This window comes from Streptomyces sp. NPDC029296 (genome assembly GCF_055569255.1).
In genome coordinates, this window is sequence record NZ_JBVHXT010000039.1 from 41,670 (window position 1) to 56,972 (window position 15,303).

Annotated in this window: 13 protein-coding genes; 4 read left to right on the forward strand and 9 right to left on the reverse strand. The window is 72.5% G+C overall.

The window, feature by feature from the left end; genetic code table 11:
* Positions 1-11: 11 nt before the first annotated feature.
* Positions 12-932, forward strand: coding sequence for an NADP-dependent oxidoreductase (locus ACZ4W9_RS30110; RefSeq protein WP_467941076.1), 921 nt, complete (start codon positions 12-14; stop codon positions 930-932).
* 752 nt (positions 933-1,684) lie between these two features.
* Here ACZ4W9_RS30110 and ACZ4W9_RS30115 read toward each other — a convergent pair.
* From ACZ4W9_RS30115 to ACZ4W9_RS30130, 4 genes are read right to left on the reverse strand one after another with little or no spacing between them, the layout of a single operon-like run.
* Positions 1,685-3,160 carry a glycosyltransferase 87 family protein gene (locus tag ACZ4W9_RS30115; protein ID WP_467941078.1) on the reverse strand — a complete coding sequence of 492 codons (1,476 nt, stop codon included), beginning with the start codon at positions 3,158-3,160 and terminating at the stop codon, positions 1,685-1,687.
* Positions 3,157-3,999 carry a methyltransferase domain-containing protein gene (locus ACZ4W9_RS30120; protein ID WP_467941079.1) on the reverse strand — a complete coding sequence of 281 codons (843 nt, stop codon included), beginning with the start codon at positions 3,997-3,999 and terminating at the stop codon, positions 3,157-3,159. The genes ACZ4W9_RS30115 and ACZ4W9_RS30120 overlap by 4 nt, the downstream gene beginning before the upstream one ends.
* Entirely contained in the window at positions 3,996-4,646 is a 651-nt protein-coding gene (locus ACZ4W9_RS30125) for a TIGR04282 family arsenosugar biosynthesis glycosyltransferase (protein WP_467941080.1), read from the reverse strand. The genes ACZ4W9_RS30120 and ACZ4W9_RS30125 overlap by 4 nt, the downstream gene beginning before the upstream one ends.
* Positions 4,643-5,356 (reverse strand): glycosyltransferase family 2 protein, encoded by a 714-nt coding sequence (locus ACZ4W9_RS30130; protein WP_467941081.1) that lies wholly within the window; start codon positions 5,354-5,356, stop codon positions 4,643-4,645. Before ACZ4W9_RS30130 ends, ACZ4W9_RS30125 begins: the two co-directional genes overlap by 4 nt.
* Positions 5,357-5,480: 124 nt before the next feature.
* Between ACZ4W9_RS30130 and ACZ4W9_RS30135 the strand changes: the two genes are divergently transcribed.
* The gene (locus tag ACZ4W9_RS30135; protein WP_467941083.1) at positions 5,481-6,215 is read left to right on the forward strand and encodes a response regulator transcription factor; all 735 of its coding nucleotides are present in this window, start codon (positions 5,481-5,483) and stop codon (positions 6,213-6,215) included.
* Positions 6,205-7,317 (forward strand): sensor histidine kinase, encoded by a 1,113-nt coding sequence (locus ACZ4W9_RS30140; protein WP_467941084.1) that lies wholly within the window; start codon positions 6,205-6,207, stop codon positions 7,315-7,317. Before ACZ4W9_RS30135 ends, ACZ4W9_RS30140 begins: the two co-directional genes overlap by 11 nt.
* Before the next feature lie 53 nt (positions 7,318-7,370).
* Here the strand turns inward: ACZ4W9_RS30140 and ACZ4W9_RS30145 are convergent, their stop codons facing one another.
* The 4 genes from ACZ4W9_RS30145 to ACZ4W9_RS30160 form a co-directional block, all read right to left on the reverse strand.
* The gene (locus ACZ4W9_RS30145; RefSeq protein WP_467941086.1) at positions 7,371-8,423 is read right to left on the reverse strand and encodes an NAD-dependent epimerase/dehydratase family protein; all 1,053 of its coding nucleotides are present in this window, start codon (positions 8,421-8,423) and stop codon (positions 7,371-7,373) included.
* Positions 8,424-8,741: 318 nt separating this feature from the next.
* Positions 8,742-9,137, reverse strand: coding sequence for a hypothetical protein (locus tag ACZ4W9_RS30150; RefSeq protein WP_467941087.1), 396 nt, complete (start codon positions 9,135-9,137; stop codon positions 8,742-8,744).
* The gene (locus tag ACZ4W9_RS30155; RefSeq protein WP_467941089.1) at positions 9,134-10,270 is read right to left on the reverse strand and encodes a molybdopterin-dependent oxidoreductase; all 1,137 of its coding nucleotides are present in this window, start codon (positions 10,268-10,270) and stop codon (positions 9,134-9,136) included. The genes ACZ4W9_RS30150 and ACZ4W9_RS30155 overlap by 4 nt, the downstream gene beginning before the upstream one ends.
* 425 nt (positions 10,271-10,695) lie before the next feature.
* Positions 10,696-12,963, reverse strand: a complete 2,268-nt coding sequence (locus tag ACZ4W9_RS30160) for an ATP-binding protein (protein WP_467941090.1) — start codon at positions 12,961-12,963, stop codon at positions 10,696-10,698.
* Positions 12,964-13,512: 549 nt separating this feature from the next.
* On the opposite strand from ACZ4W9_RS30160, the gene ACZ4W9_RS30165 reads away from it, so the two are divergent.
* Complete coding sequence (locus tag ACZ4W9_RS30165; RefSeq protein ID WP_467941092.1) at positions 13,513-14,667, forward strand: PucR family transcriptional regulator; 1,155 nt, start codon at positions 13,513-13,515, stop codon at positions 14,665-14,667.
* 123 nt (positions 14,668-14,790) lie between these two features.
* Here the strand turns inward: ACZ4W9_RS30165 and ACZ4W9_RS30170 are convergent, their stop codons facing one another.
* Positions 14,791-15,171: a beta/gamma crystallin domain-containing protein gene (locus ACZ4W9_RS30170; protein ID WP_467941093.1), complete on the reverse strand. Its 381-nt coding sequence runs from the start codon at positions 15,169-15,171 to the stop codon at positions 14,791-14,793.
* Positions 15,172-15,303 lie beyond the last annotated feature (132 nt).

Genomic DNA, 15,303 nt, shown 5'->3' on the forward strand with positions numbered 1-15,303 from the left:
GGTTCGTGCACATGAAAGCTGTGATCATTCGTTCCTTCGGTGGCCCGGAAGTCCTTGAGATAGCGGAGGTTCCGGTGCCGCAACCGGGTTCCGGCGAGGTCCGGATCCGGGTCGCCGCGGCGGCTGTCAACCCGGTGGACGTCCAGACCCGTTCCGGCGCGCTCACGGCGGGCGGTCTGCTTCCCGAGCGGGATGTCATCGGCATCGGCTGGGATGTCGCCGGCATCGTCGAGGCGCTCGGGCCCGAGGTCGTCGGCTTCCGACTCGGCGACGCGGTGATCGGGTTGTCCGACCGGCTGGCGCTGTCGCTCAAGACGCAGGCCGAGCACGTGGTGCTGGATGCGGACGCGGTCGCTGCGATGCCGGCCGGCACCGACCTGGTGGCTGCGGCGACCCTGCCCTTGGGCGGACTCACCGCTGCTCAGGCACTCGATACCACTGGGGTCAAGCCCGGCGACACACTGCTGGTCACCGGAGCGGCGGGGGCGGTGGGCGGCTACACGGTGCAGCTCGCCGCGCTGGCCGGTGTGCGGGTGGTCGCAGTCGCGGGCGCCGGCGACGAGGAGTCGGTGCGCGCTCTCGGCGCGGATTTCTTCGTGCCGCGGACCGCGGACCTGCCCGCCGCGGTGCGCGACCTGGTGCCCGGTGGCGTGCACGCCGCGGTCGACGCGGCGTCCGTGGGCATGCCGGCGCTGGACTCGGTGCGCGGCGGGGGTTCGCTGGTCAGCGTGCTGGGCAATGCGCCGACGCCGCTGCGCGGCATCCGGGTGGGTAACGTGTGGATCCGTGCGGACGGCCCCCGCCTCGCCAAGCTGGCCGCCGCCGGGCTGCGTGCGCGGGTCGCCGACGTCCTGCCGCTGGACAAGGTCGCCGAGGCGCATCGCAGACTGGCGGCGGGCGGGCTGCGCGGTCGCCTGGTACTGGTGCCTTGATACGAAAAGAACATCGACTGGCCGGTGGTCCACGCCGCGGCGATCGCCTGGCCGGCCCTGAAGGCCGGCGAGCCACTGACCGTCCTGCCACTGGAACTCGGCCTGTACGCGGGCACCGGCATCACCCCGCTGAACCCGCGCTGACATGCGGCTTGGCGAGCCCCCAGCCCCTGGGCGGCCGCCGTCCTCCGGCGGCATGGGGAGCCGGCCGCTCACCCGCGCGGCGGGTGGCTTGCTACTTCCCGCGTCAGTGCACCCCGACCTCTGTGAGGGGTGCACAGCGGAACGCCAGGGGTGCCCACGGCCGGCCGGACTCCTGCCCGGCCGCGCCGAATCTGGTCCGACGCCGGATGCCGTCGGCGCCACGGCCTTTCATGTTTTCCGTGCCGACTCTCGCCAGCTCCACTTCCTGTCGAGATCGCACTGGTTGACGGGGTCGGTGGACAGGAAGCGCCCGGTGGTGGGGTTGCAGAGGCGTACGCCCTGCTGTCGGCGCCGTCCAGCGGGGGCTGTCGCTGTCGGAGTCGTAGTGGTTGAGCTTGGAGGCGGTCTGCGTCCCGGTGCCGGAGGCGTTGGACTCGGTGGTGAAGCCGCGTCGGCGCAGAGCCGAGCCCAGGGTCCAGGTCTGGCGCTGGGTGCCGGCGGTCGGCATCTCTCGAAGTCCGCGGCCGGCCGCACCATCGACTGCCAGGGTTTCCGTTCGTGCCGCAGATGCGCGCCGGGGCCGTGCTGATCTGGACGCAGGCCCGCCCTCACCGGACGCCTGTCGGAGGAAGGCCGTGCGCTGCGCAGCCGCGGTGGCGGGCGGAGCGCAGGCAGGCTCCGGCCGTGACGGTGAGAGCGGCGACGCCGTAGGCCCACGCCTGGAGGGGGAAGCCGGGCAGGAGCCGGCCGGCGAGGTAGAGGACGGTGCCGGCGAGGGTGACGGTGAGCCACTCCCAACGGCCGTCCAGGGCCACGAGGGCGATGACGAGCAGGGAGTACCAGGGGTAGCTGGGCGAGAACAGGAGCAGCGCGGTGCCGGTCAGCAGCAGGGCGCCGCGCCAGGGGCGGGCCGGATCTCCGCGCCGCCACACGTACAGGGCGGTCAGGGCCAGCAGTACGGCGGCGGTCACGCCGGCCGCGGCGTCCGGCAGCAGGAGGCGCGGCAGGGCGAAGCGACGTATGTGGCCCGGTTCGTAGCCTTCCTCGTGGAGGTAGCCCGGCAGGTATCCGAGGACGTCCGTGCCGGAGGCGAGTACGTAGGGCAGGTAGGCGAGCGCGGCCGCCGCGACGGCGGACGCCGCGACGCGCAGCACACGCGCCGGACGGTGTTGTCCTGACAAGGCACCGGGCAGTGCGAGGACGGGAAGGATCTTCACGGCGATCGCGGCGCCGAGCAGCGCGCCGCTGCGGGCTCCGGCCGTGGCGGTACCGAGTGCGAGGACGGTGAGCAGCACACCGAGCGTGTCGATGTGCGCGTTGTTCACGGCTTCGAAGGTGACGGCCGGGCACCAGGCCCACAGCGCCGCCCGGGCCGGGGCCCGCCGCGGGTCACCGCGTCGGCGCAGCACCGCCAGCAGGGCCAGGGTCGTGCCGAAGGCCAGGACGGCGCCGCCCGCTTGCAGCGGCTTGTGGCGGCTGCCCGGAGGGGAAACGGCGTGGACGGCCAGGTACCAGCCCTCGGCGACGGGAGGGTAGATGGTCGGGACGGTGGGCCGGTTGATGCGGACGCACAGTCCACCGCCGGTACGGGTCACCCCCCATGCCTCGCAGGATCCTTTCGTGGGGAACAGCCAGTCGTCACGCAGCCGGGCCAGTTCCGGGGCGGCGGGCGGATGGGCGTAGGGGGAGATGCCCGCCGCTTGGACGCGGCCGTCCCAGGCGTAGCGGTACATGTCGTTGCTGGTGCGGGGCGGTGCGGCCAGCCCGGCCGACAGGACTGCGGCCGCGCCGAGCAGGACCAGGACGGTGGCGGGGCGTGCCGGAAGCCTTCGCACGGTCCACGCGGCGACGGCGAACAGCGCCCAGGCGAGGGTGTATCCGGCCAGCAGGCGGCCGGGAGCGCTCTCGTTGTCGCCGGCGTGGAGGGTGGCGAAGACGGCGCCGGTGAGCGCGGCGAGCAGGACCGCTGTCGCCATGACGGCCGGCCAGGTCCTTCGCGCCTTCACCGGCGGGGCGGGGCGGTGTGCGGGCGGCGGCTCGGCGGGAGCCGCCGCCGGCCGGGGGGAAGCGGTGCTGTCGGTCATCGGCGGGCAGGCCCCCCAACGGCTGAGGGATGCTCGTCGTCTGCGGAGAACTCGTCGCGCTCCCGGTCCGGGCGGCGCAGTTCCACGAAGGGACGGCCGTTGCCCGTCCAGCAGCCGGTGAGCACCCAGCCGGCCGCCTCGGCCGTGTGCAGCAGGGCGGTCGTACCGACGCGGGCCCAGGGGAAGGGACGTCCGTGGCGTCCGTGGGCGTCCTCGACACGGACGGTGAGGCGTTCGTCCGCGTCGTTGCCGGCCGCCTCGGCCAGCAGACGGCCACCGGGGCGGACCAGGTCCCGGAGCCGGGCGAACAGGACGTCCGGATCGCCGCCGATCCCCACGTTGCCGTCCATCAGCAGGACGGTCTGCCAGCGGCCCTCGCTGGGCAGGCGGTCGAAGACGGAGCGTCGCAGGGCCGCTCCTCCGTGGCGCCGGGTGCGGACGACGGCGTCCGGACTGACGTCCACGCCGAGGGCCGGTATCCCGAGGGCGGCCAGGGCGGTCACCAGACGGCCCGGTCCGCAGCCGACATCCAGGACGGGGCCGGTGCAGCGGCGCAGCACGCCGGTGTCCGCGGCGTCGGGCGCTGCGCACCAGCGCTCCACGTCCAGCGGGAGCAGTTCCGCCGGGCCGAGGGGGTGTGGTGCCAGGCGGCGCAGGTACAGCGGACCGCGGCCGGTGCGCAGGGCCTGGGCGTAGGGGTCGGTGGTCCAGGGTGTGCCGGGCGCCGCGGACGCGGATCGGGCGGGCGGCGCGGGGACGGTCCGCTGATGTGTTCGGGGGGCCGTCGGCCGGGCCCGCTCGGCGACAGGCGAGCCCGTATCGATCGCCGTGGCGTTCATCGGGCGGCCTCGGCGAGTGACGCCAGCACCGCGGCGAAGCGGGAGCCGGGCGGGCACAGGCCGGCGACCGCGGCAGCGTCGGCGGCCGTGTCGACGTCCCGCAGAGTCGGTAGACAACGCGTCGTCAGTCTCGCCTCACTGAGCCGGAGTCGCTGTGCGGCTCCGGTACGGTCGGTGGACATCGGCACGCCTCGCACGAGGGCTCCGGCGTGTGTGGGGTCGGCGAGGCCCAGGGCCCAGAAGCCGCCGTCGGCGGCCGGGCCGAACCAGGCGTCGTGACCCTCTTGTCCAACGGCGGACAGCAGTTCGGCCGTCAGCTGCGGGGTGTCCATGCCGACCAGCAGCGCGGGGCCGCGGTCGCAGCACGCGAAGGCGCCGGCGATCCGCTCGTCGAGTCCTCCGGTGACCTGGGGCACCACCTCGAAGCCGGGCGGCAGCCAGGGTCCGGGATCGCCGTCCAGGACCAGGAGTCTGCGCCGGGCAGGAGAGCGGAGCACCGTGCGGAGGGTGTCGGTGAGAGAGGCTTCGGCCAGCGCGGCGGCCTCCTGCGGGGTGTACGGCGGGGTGAGCCGGGTCTTGACCCGCCCGGGCACGGGTTCCTTGGCGATCACCAGCAGTGTGGCGGGCCCCGTGGGCGCCGCGCTCATCGGGCGACCTCCGGAACCGTGGCGGTCGAGCCGGTGGCGCGGGGCCCGGCGAGGACGGCACGCATGTCCCGTACCGCCCGCCACGTGCCCAGCCAGGTGCCGGTGACCTTCGAACGGCCCGTGCGCGGGTGGTACGGCACATCGGTCTCGTGCACGCGCCAGCCGGCGTCGGCGGCGTGGACCACCATCTGGAGCGGGTAGCCGGAACGCCGGTCGGTCAGCCCGAGGGCCAGCAGCGGCTCGCGCCGCGCCGCACGCATGGGACCCAGGTCGCGCAGGGGCAGGCCGGTACGGCGGCGAACCAGACGGGCCAGTTCCAGGTTCGCCAGCCGGGCGTGCGGCGGCCAGGCTCCGAGGGTCGTCGGCCGGCGGCGGCCCAGGACCAGGTCGGCGGAGCCGTCGAGGACGGGACCGGCGACCCGGGGCAGCAGGCGGGGGTCGAGGGAGGCGTCGCAGTCGCAGAAGCAGACGATGTCGGCCGTGGCGGCGGTCAGGCCCGTGTGGCAGGCGGCGCCGAAGCCGCGGCGCGGCTCGTGGACGACGTGCGCGCCGCGGGAGCGGGCGATGTCCGCCGAGCCGTCGGTGGAGCCGTTGTCGACGACGATCGCGCGCCAGCCGGACGGAATCCCGTCCAGCACCCACGGCAGGGCCTCGGCTTCGTCGAGGCAGGGCAGTACGACGTCCACGGAGGGAGTGGTTGTCTCGATCACGCCGCTCACCCTACGAACTCAAAGCGGACATAAGGGGTTTGCTGTTCTTACGGATCGCTGACGTCACCCCTCGCGACGGTCCCTTCGCCCGCCCACGCCGCCGCCCGGTGCCAGACTCCGGAGGGTGAAACGCGTACTCGTGGTGGACGACGATCCCACCGTCTCCGAGGTCGTCGCCGGGTATCTGCACCGGGCCGGCTTCGCCGTCGACGTGGCCGTCGACGGCCCCGCCGCCGTGGCCCGGGCCGCCGCCCGGCCGCCCGACCTGGTGGTCCTGGACCTGATGCTGCCCGGCATGGACGGGCTGGAGGTGTGCCGCCGGGTCCGCGAGGACGGGCCCCTGCCCGTGATCATGCTGACCGCGCGGGGCGACGAGGAGGACCGCATCCTCGGCCTGGAGGTGGGCGCGGACGACTACGTCACCAAGCCCTTCAGCCCGCGCGAGCTGGTGCTGCGCGTGGAGTCCGTGCTGCGCCGCGCAGGGACACCGGCCGCCACCGGGACCGGGCCCGCGGAGCCCTGGCTGCGCGACGGCCCACTCGCCCTCGACCCCGCCGCCCGGCGCGCCACCCGCGACGACACGGAACTCGCCCTCACCACCCGGGAGTTCGACCTGCTGGAGTTCTTCCTGCGCAATCCGGGCCGGGCGACGAGCCGCGAGGAGCTCATGCGCCGCGTCTGGGGCTGGGAGTTCGGCGACCTCTCGACCGTCACCGTTCATGTGCGGCGGCTGCGCGAGAAGGTCGAGGACGACCCGGCCCGTCCCCGTCTGATCAGCACTGTCTGGGGCGTCGGCTACCGATTCGACTCTCCCCGGCCGGACGGCCCGGACGAGAACGGAGCCGACGGTGGTCGGTGACACACTGCTCATCGCCCTGTACGCGGCCCTCGGCGCCGCAGCCGCCGGGCTCGCCGGCGCGGCGGCACTGCGGTTGCTGCGCAACCGGTCGGTCACACTCTCGCTGGCCGTGGTCGCGGCCGTCACGGTCGCCGCGATGCTCGCCGGAACGATGCTGGTGTCCTGGGCCATGCTCCTGTCGGAACACGACCTGCGGGTGGTGACGATGGTGTGCGCCATGGCCGCGGTCGTCTCCTTCGCCGTGGCCCTGCTGCTGGGACGCAGCGTCGTCAAGGGCAGTCGGGCACTCGCCGAGGCCACCCGCGCCCTCGGCGACGACGGCAGCTTCGTCCCGCCCGCCACCGTGCTCACCGCCGAACTCGCCCAGCTGAGTGCCCAGTTGGCCGCGACCAGCGCCAAGCTGGCCGCCTCCCGGGAGCGGGAGAGGGCGCTGGAAGCCTCCCGCCGGGAACTGGTGGCCTGGATCTCCCACGACCTGCGTACACCGCTGGCGGGTCTGCAGGCGATGGCCGAGGCGCTGGAGGACGGCGTGGTCGACGACCCGTGCGTCTACCACACCCGCATCCGCACCGAGGTCGGGCGCATGAGCGACATGGTCGGCGACCTCTTCGAACTCTCCCGGATCCAGGCCGGAGTCCTCGCCCTGACCACGACCCGCGTGTCGGTCTACGACCTGGTCGGCGACGCCCTCGCGGGTGCCGACGCCCTGGCCAGGGAGCACGGCGTTCGGCTGGTGGGCGACCGGGTGGAGCGGGTGCCGGTCGAGGTCGACGGCCGGGAGATGTCCCGCGTCCTGGCCAACCTGCTCGTCAACGCCATCCGCCGCACTCCGGCCGACGGCACCGTCGCGGTGTCCGCCCGCCGGGAGGCCGACCGTGTCGTCCTGGCGGTGACCGACGGCTGCGGCGGCATCGCCCCGGAGGACCTGCCACGCGTCTTCGACACCGGATGGCGCGGCACCGACGCCCGCACCCCGCCCGCCGGGGCCGGACTGGGCCTGGCCATCGTGCGCGGCATCGTGGAGGCCCACCGGGGCCGCGCGGCCGTCCGCAACGTCCCGGGCGGCTGCCGCTTCGAGGTCCACCTGCCCGCGGCGATCTGAGGCTCGTGCGGTACGAGGCCCGGCCGGGCTTCCGGCACCCCGGCCGGCCGTTCTCAACCGGCGCGCAGGGGAGCCGCCGCGAACTCTGCCATGCCCTCCGCGAAGGCGACCTGTGCCTTCCAGCCCAGTTCGTCGCGGAGCCGGCGCGACGAGGCGGTGATGTGGCGGACATCGCCGAGCCGGAACTCTCCGGTGACGACGGGGGCCGGGCCGCCGTGCGAGGCGGCCAGGGCGGCGGCCATCTCACCCACGGTGTGCGGCTCCCCGCTGCCGACGTTGTAGGCCCGCAGACCGCCCTGTGCCAAGCCGTCCACGGCGTCCAGCGCGGCGAGGTTCGCTCCCGCGACATCGCGCACGTGCACGAAGTCCCGCCGCTGCCCGCCGTCCTCGAACACGCGCGGAGCCTCACCGCGCGCGAGCGCGGACCGGAACAGGGACGCGACACCCGCGTACGGGGTGTCGCGCGGCATACGGGGGCCGTAGACGTTGTGGTACCGCAACGCCGCCACCCGGCCGCCCGTCGCCCGGGCCCACGCGGCGGCGAGATGCTCCTGGGCCAGTTTGGTGGCGGCGTACACGTTCCGCGGGTCGGCGGGCGCGTCCTCCTCGACCAGTGCCGGCACGAGCGGCTCACCGCAGCGCGGGCAAGGTGGTTCGAAGCGGCCCGCCCCGAGGTCGGCCGGCTCACGCGGCCCCGGCCGGACGACACCGTGACGGGAGCACTCGTAGCGCCCCTCGCCGTACACCACCATCGAGCCGGCCAGCACCAGACGGCGTATCTTCGCCTCGGCCATGCCGGCCAGCAGTACCGCCGTACCGAGGTCGTTGCAGCCGACGTAGTCGGGGGCGTCGGCGAAGTCCTTGCCGAGTCCGACCATCGCGGCCTGGTGGCAGACGGCGTCCACGTCGAGCAGGGCGTCGGCCACCGCTGCCGCGTCGCGGACGTCCGCGTGCCGCCAGTCGACGCCATCGGGAATCGGCGGGGCACCGCGGTGGGCGGCGGGCAGCAGGGCGTCGAGGACGCGCACCGCATGCCCGGCGCCGGTGAGGGTGGTGACGATGTGTGAGCCGATGAAGCCCACACCTCCGGTGACCAGGATCAACATGCCCCGACCGTACGGCTGCGGACCGGACCGCGGACCGGTCGGCACCGGGACGTCAGGGGTTCGTAAGCCTTCCCGGCGTCGCGGCCCCCCTCCCCGGTACTCGACGCCAGGTGTGTCTGTCCCGGAACGACCAGTAGGCGGCCGGCAGGACCAGGTCACCTGGCAGTACCCGTATCCCGTGCCGGCGTCGGAGCACCGCGCACGTGGAGAGCGCGGCCACGGCCGGCCCGTCACGCCGACGCGGCGCCCGGCGGCGGCAGGCGCTCGCAGGAGCGCGTGAGACACCCGTGAGACGGCGGACCCGAACGGATGCCGGGCTCACGGCGGTGGCCGCCTGCGGGCACGCCTCCGCAAGGCCACCCAGAGCACCGTCACCGTCCCCACGGCCGCCATGGCGATCAGCCAGTTGCGCGGATAATCCAGCGGCAGCACCGAGGAGTTGGCCTGCGGCCCCGGGCGCAGCAGCACCGGCAGCGCCACCACCGTCAGCGCGCCCGCGACGATCAACGCCCCACGGACCGGCCCGCGCACGTCACCGCGGACCAGCAGCCCGGCCAGCAGCACCAGCGGCGCGATCACCGCGTCGTGCAGGACGACCGCGCCGCCCAGCCAGACCAGCACGCCCGCCAAGTCCCGGACGCCGAGCAACAGGGACACACCGACGCCCATGACCGCCACACCGGCCGCGCCCACGAGGAAGCGCGCCACCTTCATGACAGCACCTCCAGCCGCCCCACCCACTTGGTCTGCAGCACGCCGGGCCGGTTGGGAGCGATGAGCCGCGCCGGGTAGCCGTGGTCGGGGTCGAGTTCCTCGCCGTTCAGGCGCAGCGCGAGCAGGGTCAGCGGGTCGCGGGCGTGTTCGGAGCCCAGCTCCGACACCCGGTAGCCGCCGCGCAGCTGCAGCGAGACCACCCGCACCCGCGCCTGCGGTGAGGCGCCCGCCCGCACCAGCAGGTCCGCGATCCGCACGCCGGTCCAGCGCGCCGACCTGCTCCAGCCCTCCACGCAGGCGATCGGCAGCTCCACCTGGTGTTGGGGCAGGGCGCGCAGTTCCTTCAGGGTCAGGGTGTACGGCCGCGGGCCGTGCACGGCCAGGCGGTACTCCTCGTCGGCGATCCGGCCGACTCCGGCCGCCGCGGCGGTCCGGTTGACAGGCAGGGACTGCGGTCCGTGGTCCGGGTCACGGGGCGCGAACAGGACGAGGTCCTTCAGCGGGGTGAAGGACTGGCCCACCGTGGTGACGGTGACGGCCCCGACTGCCGCGCCCACTGCGGCGAGCAGCGACCGCCGGTCGGCGCCGTCCCGCGCGGGCAGGGCGAGCGTCCCCGCCGACCGTCGGCTCCAGTGCGCGCCGATCTCGGGCGCCTTTACCGCGAGGTGCAGGACCACCGCCCCGGCCACCAGCCACGCGACCGCGTAGTGCACCGGTACGAACGGGAACGGCCACGGATACCACTGCGCCGTGTTCAACAGCCCGCTCACCGGCTCGAAGACCGCCCCGGCCACGAGCACCGCCACTGACAGGCGCTCCAGCGCGTGCCGGACCGGCCGCGGAGCGGGCCACTCGAACAGCCTCGGGTACACGGTCCACAGCTTGGCCAGGAGCAGCGGAATCGCCGCGATGCCGGAGGCGACGTGGAGACCCTGGGTGAGCCGGTAACCCCACGCCGGGCGGCTCGGCAGACCGTTGGCCGGCCAGCCCGCCGGGTGTTGCATGACATGGCTGACCAGACCGCTGGCGAAGCACACGAGGAAGGCCAGCCCCAGCCATCGGCCGATCAAGGTCGCCGTGCGGGCGTCATGCAGACGACCGCCGAACGCCGGCGGGAAGACACGGAGTTTCATGCCTCCATCCCACCCGGCGTGAGCGCGCATCGGAACGGACGAACCCTTACGGTCCGCGGACGTCTTCCGGCCGCCGGACACGCGCCCCCTACCACGGGGGAAGCCTCTCCGCCGCCGCCCGCACCGAGCTGGTCCGCCTCGCAACCGCGCCGCCAGCACCGCATCAACGCGCCCCGGTGCGTCACGATGGTCCGTGACCTGGAGCCAGCACTGACCTCCTACGCGCACATCAAGGGCATCGACGAACTCCTCGCACGGATGCGAGCCGTCGGTCGACCCGGATGCGCGGAGCTGCCTCCCGCGGCGCCGCCAGGCCGCGCACCCGAGGCCGTCGCCTCGCGCAGGGCCCGCACCGTAATGACGCGGGCACCGATACGATGCCGCGCCCGACCAATACGGCCACAACGGCCAGGGAGCTTCCTACGTCACGGCTCCACCGTGTCCCGATCCAGGCCCGCTCGGAAAAGCTCATCGCGCAGGGCTTGGACGGTCTGTGCGGTTTTGTCGTCACCGATCTGCCGGTAGATCGACAGGGCGCGGTTCATGTCGGCCAACGCGCCTTCGGCCTCGCCCAGTTCATGGCGTGCCCGGCCGAGCGCGGCGTACATCTGTGCCTGCCATTGCGGGATGTTCGATGCCGGCTCCCAGGCGACGGCCGGCTCGAGTGCGCCGACCACCTCCCGCCACCGTCCCCGCGCGAGGTGCAGCAGGCCGATGTCGCGTGCCGCTGATACCCGCGTCATTCCCGCGATCACGGGTGACGGAGCAGTGACTGGGTCGGATGCCAGTGCGAGCCTTTGCTCGTAGGCCCGCAAAGCCTGGTCGGGCTGCCCGGTGCGCTCAAGTGCCCTGCCCAGGGTGGACAGCGCGTGCATCACCATGCCTTCGCGGTCGTTCACCCTGCGGAACCCCCGCATCGCCCGGGCGGCAAGCGGCAGCGCGCCATGGGCGTCCCCGGCCTTCAACAGTGCCACCGCCAGGTACGAGTCCGCCCAGGCCTGAAGCCGCGGGTCCCCGGCCATGACCGCTTCCGCGTGGGCTCTGCGGGCGCATTCGCTCGCGCCCGCGGTGTCACCGAGGCAGGTGTTGTGCGCCCAGGAGAGGTAGTTCAGATGGGTCGCGGCGGCGGCGTGGTCGGCCAGCTCGGCGGCGGCGTTGCTGGAGAGGGTGAACACCCGGGGCCAGTAACCCCAGTGGATCCAGCGGTCGGAGAACCAGTGCATGGCTTCGGCCACGTCGACCACCCGTCGCCACTGTCCGGTGGCGGCAGCCAGTTCCAGCGCGGCGAGCCAGTTGTCGGCCTCGGTCGTCAGCCATTGCTGTGCTGCCTCGGGGGTGTCCAGCCGCACGCGGTCGTCCCCTTGCCCGGGCAGAGCCGTGCAGGCCGGATCGAACCGTCGGCCGGCCACGATCGCGGTATCCAGCAGCCAGTTCACCGCCCGTGCTTCGGCGGCGGCGCGCTCGTCTTCGGGCTCTTCCCGCTCCAGTCGTCGCCGGGCGAAGATCCGGATGAGGTCGTGCAGCCGGTAGCGCGCGGTGAAACCCGACTGGACCAGGCCGAGCTCGACCAACTCGTCCAAGGCGTCCTCCGTACCGGCGTCCGGCAGCCCTGCCAGCACCGCGGCCAGTGGAAGGCCGCAGTGCGGGCCGGGCATCAGGGACAGCCGCCGGAAGAGGCGCTGCGCGGCATCGGACAGCCGCGTGTAGGACAGCTCGAAGGCCACGGTGACCTCCAGGTCGCCCGCGGTCAGGGCGTCCAGGCGGCGCTCCTCGTCCTCGAGCCGGTCCGCGAGCCGGTCGGGTGACCAGTCCGGGCGGCTGGCCAGGCGGTTGCCGACGATCCGCAGGGCCAGCGGGAGGTTGCCGCAGGAGTGGGCCAGCCGCGACACCGCGTCGGCGGTACGGCCGGCGTCGGGCAGGCCGGCGGTCAGGCGTTCCAGCAGATCGCGGGCTTCCGCGTCGGGCAGTGGTGACAGGGGGAGCCGGGCCACTCCCTCCAGACCGGTGAGCATCCGGCGGCTGGTGACCACGGTCATGACCGCGCCGGCCGCCGGCAGCAGTGGACGTACCTGGGCCTCGTCCGCCGCGTTGTCCAGTACCACGGCGATGCGGCGCCCGGCCGCAACGGATCGGTACTGGGCCGCCCGGTCGCCCAGGTCCAGCGGCAGCCGGCCATAGGTCGGCTCCAGGGCGCGGATCAGCCGCTCCAGAACGATGCCGGGGTCCAGCGGACGTGCGTCCAGGCCACGCAGGTCGACGAAGAAGCACCCGTCCGGGAAACGGTGCGACAGCTCGGTGACGGCGTGTACGGCCAAGCTGGTCTTGCCGACCCCCGGCTGGCCCGAGATCACGACGACGGGCGCCGGCCCGTCCGGTGAACCGTCCGCGAGTGAGGCCAGCCAGCCCGTCTCATGGTCTCGGCCGGTGAAGTCGGGCACCGCGCGTGGCATCGCCATCACTCCCGGGACCGGCAGCGGGCTGCGCTGCCGGCCGATACGGGCGACCCGCAGCAGCTCGTTACGATCCTCGCCGGTCAGCCGCAGCGCGTCCGCGAGCGCGGTCATCGTGGCCCGCTGCGGCCCGCGGCTCTCACCGCGCTCCAGATTGCCGATCGCTCGCACACTCACCCCGGACGCGTTCGACAACTCCTCGATCGTCATGCCGGCGGCATGCCGAAGCCGCCGCACGAGCACCCCTAACGAGCTGTCCAACCTTCGCTTCTCCGCCGGGAACGCGCGTGGGCACCTTCCACCCGCGCTACTTGTGCCTGCCGTTCTGCCTGGGCATTGATCTGGACGCGCAGTCTACTTGTCCCGTCACCCAGACGAGTGGCCGACGCCCGCTGCCCCTGCGCGCCGGGGCTACCTGCCAGGACCACGAGCGATACACCCCCGCTCCTCGCCCGCCGTCCCTCGAAACCCGGGGTCGGCGGACTGGCCGAGCCACGGACAACCGTCGGCCGCCCTGTGGTCGACGCCGCACTGCTGCTCCCGGAATGGCGGTTCCAGCATCGAGAACCGTCCAGCCCGCACCTTGCGTGCGGGACGGCCGTACCGAGGGTCGTAACGGCGATCGCTGCCGTCTGCGGCCACCGGCCGCTCCGCCGGGATCGTCGAGTCCCCGAGTCACCGAACCGATGCCCCGTTCGGCGGCTGATGTCGTGACGCCACCGTCACGGCCGGCTGCGTCGTCCGTTGGGCCAGGACCATTCATGCGACACCGAGAGGAAAGAAGGGCGGGACATGTCCGAATCGCTCAAAGCCCAACTCGCACTGGTGGCCGGGAAGCTGCTGCTGCAGGCCGAGGACTTGGTTACCGCGCAGTTGGAGGTGACTGCCGCGATCGCCTCGTATCGCGTGGTCCCCCCGTCGGAGCTCCGGCCGTCCGTGCGCCGCAATGTCGTCCGCGTGGTCGCCGCCCTTCGAGGCGAGGCGCACCTCGGCAACGATGTGGCGGAGGACGAGTGGAAGACTGAGTGGCGTCGGGCACTGCAGGAAGTCCCCATCACCGACGTCCTGGTCGCCCACCGCCGAGGCATCGCACTACTGCGCGACAAGTTCCTCCGAATCGCCCGGGCCCAGGGCATCTCTGCCGACGCGATGTTACTCGGCATCCAACGGATCTGGCAGCTCGGCGACCACTGCAGCGACGAGTTCCTCGCCGGTCACCGGGAAGTCGGCCTGGACCTCATCCGTCGCGAGGAGCAGCAGCGGATGACCCTGCTCGCCCATTTGCTGGAGGGCACGATGACGACCGACCAGATGGTCGCGGCAGGGGCCAGGTTCGGGCTCGCCGCAGACCATCGGTACTGGGTGCTGCGGGCCAGGTCCGAGAGCACCGACCCGTTCGCGCTCACCGGCATGCTGGAACGGGCGGCCGGTCCTCAGAAGACGGTCCTGGTCAGCACCTACGGCGATGATGCCGCAGCAGTGCTGTCCCGCCCCGTCACCAGCGAGCTGACCGGCGACGTCACAGTCGGGCTGGCCGGCCCGATCGGCCTGTCCCGTTTGAACGACGGTTTCGCCGAGGCCACGCAACTGCTCGAGGCGGCCACCCGGTTCGGCCACCGCGGGATCGTGGACCGCTACCGCATGGCGCTGCGGCTGCCCGTGATGAACGATCCGGAGCTGGGAGAGTACCTCCACGCCCGCTACATCGAACCGGTGGAGGCGGAAAGCGCCATCGGCGATACCTTACTCACCAGCGTTGAGGTCTATCTGTCCCGACGCCGATCGATCCCCGGGGCCGCCGCCGCGCTGTCCGTCCACGTCAACACGCTGCGCTACCGTTTGGGCCGCTTCGCCGCACTGACCGAAGCAGACCTCGAGAACACGGAAACCACGTTCGAGATCTGGTGGGCCCTCCAGTACCGCAGCCTGCGCGCATCACCGAATTGACGGTTTCGTCGTCGCCCGTCCTGGGACAACTTCGGCCTACAGCCGCCGATGGTCAACGGAAAACCTCATTGTGATTGACTGCGACTCAACGTCAAGCACAATGAGGTCGGTAATGCGGATGGCTCAGAGGATTCGAATCGCCTCTATTCTCACCCCACCCGGGTGATTCGGCCAGTACATGGCGGTGTACTTCTCGATCGGCTGCTCGGGCTGCCACCGCCCGTCTCCGAACCACTGGACACGATTGTTCCCGGTCCAGATCTTGTCAGCCCAGAAGGCCCGTGCCGCAGCTGGGTCAAATAGATTAATCGTGCCAGCATTCGCGAGACACATGATATATTCATTCCCGATAGGATCGGGGCTGAGGTGGAAGTCGAGGCTCGCGAATTCGCTGGGGCCACACGGAACGGTATTGATCGCCGATGCAGTGCCGCAGTTCGTCCCGACGATCACCCCCGCAGTGGCCAGTGCAACCAACGCGATTTTTCTGAACCTGCCAGTCAACTGAACCCTCCACAGGGATTTAACGAACGCGACTCGATGACGTGTGCCACCAGAAAATTAGCACCCCCTCGATAGGCGAGCAATGTGCAACGGTACAACGTCGGTGACGTCGAATTGGAGATCCGTATAAAT

What these genes read in the sequence shown, in the direction of transcription:
- ACZ4W9_RS30165 (WP_467941092.1), top strand. Translation starts at nt 13,513, where the DNA reads ATGTCCGAATCGCTCAAAGCCCAACTCGCACTGGTGGCCGGGAAGCTG.
- ACZ4W9_RS30145 (WP_467941086.1), bottom strand. Translation starts at nt 8,423, where the DNA reads ATGTTGATCCTGGTCACCGGAGGTGTGGGCTTCATCGGCTCACACATC.
- ACZ4W9_RS30155 (WP_467941089.1), bottom strand. Translation starts at nt 10,270, where the DNA reads ATGAAACTCCGTGTCTTCCCGCCGGCGTTCGGCGGTCGTCTGCATGAC.
- ACZ4W9_RS30110 (WP_467941076.1), top strand. Translation starts at nt 12, where the DNA reads ATGAAAGCTGTGATCATTCGTTCCTTCGGTGGCCCGGAAGTCCTTGAG.
- ACZ4W9_RS30150 (WP_467941087.1), bottom strand. Translation starts at nt 9,137, where the DNA reads ATGAAGGTGGCGCGCTTCCTCGTGGGCGCGGCCGGTGTGGCGGTCATG.
- ACZ4W9_RS30125 (WP_467941080.1), bottom strand. Translation starts at nt 4,646, where the DNA reads ATGAGCGCGGCGCCCACGGGGCCCGCCACACTGCTGGTGATCGCCAAG.
- ACZ4W9_RS30120 (WP_467941079.1), bottom strand. Translation starts at nt 3,999, where the DNA reads ATGAACGCCACGGCGATCGATACGGGCTCGCCTGTCGCCGAGCGGGCC.
- ACZ4W9_RS30115 (WP_467941078.1), bottom strand. Translation starts at nt 3,160, where the DNA reads ATGACCGACAGCACCGCTTCCCCCCGGCCGGCGGCGGCTCCCGCCGAG.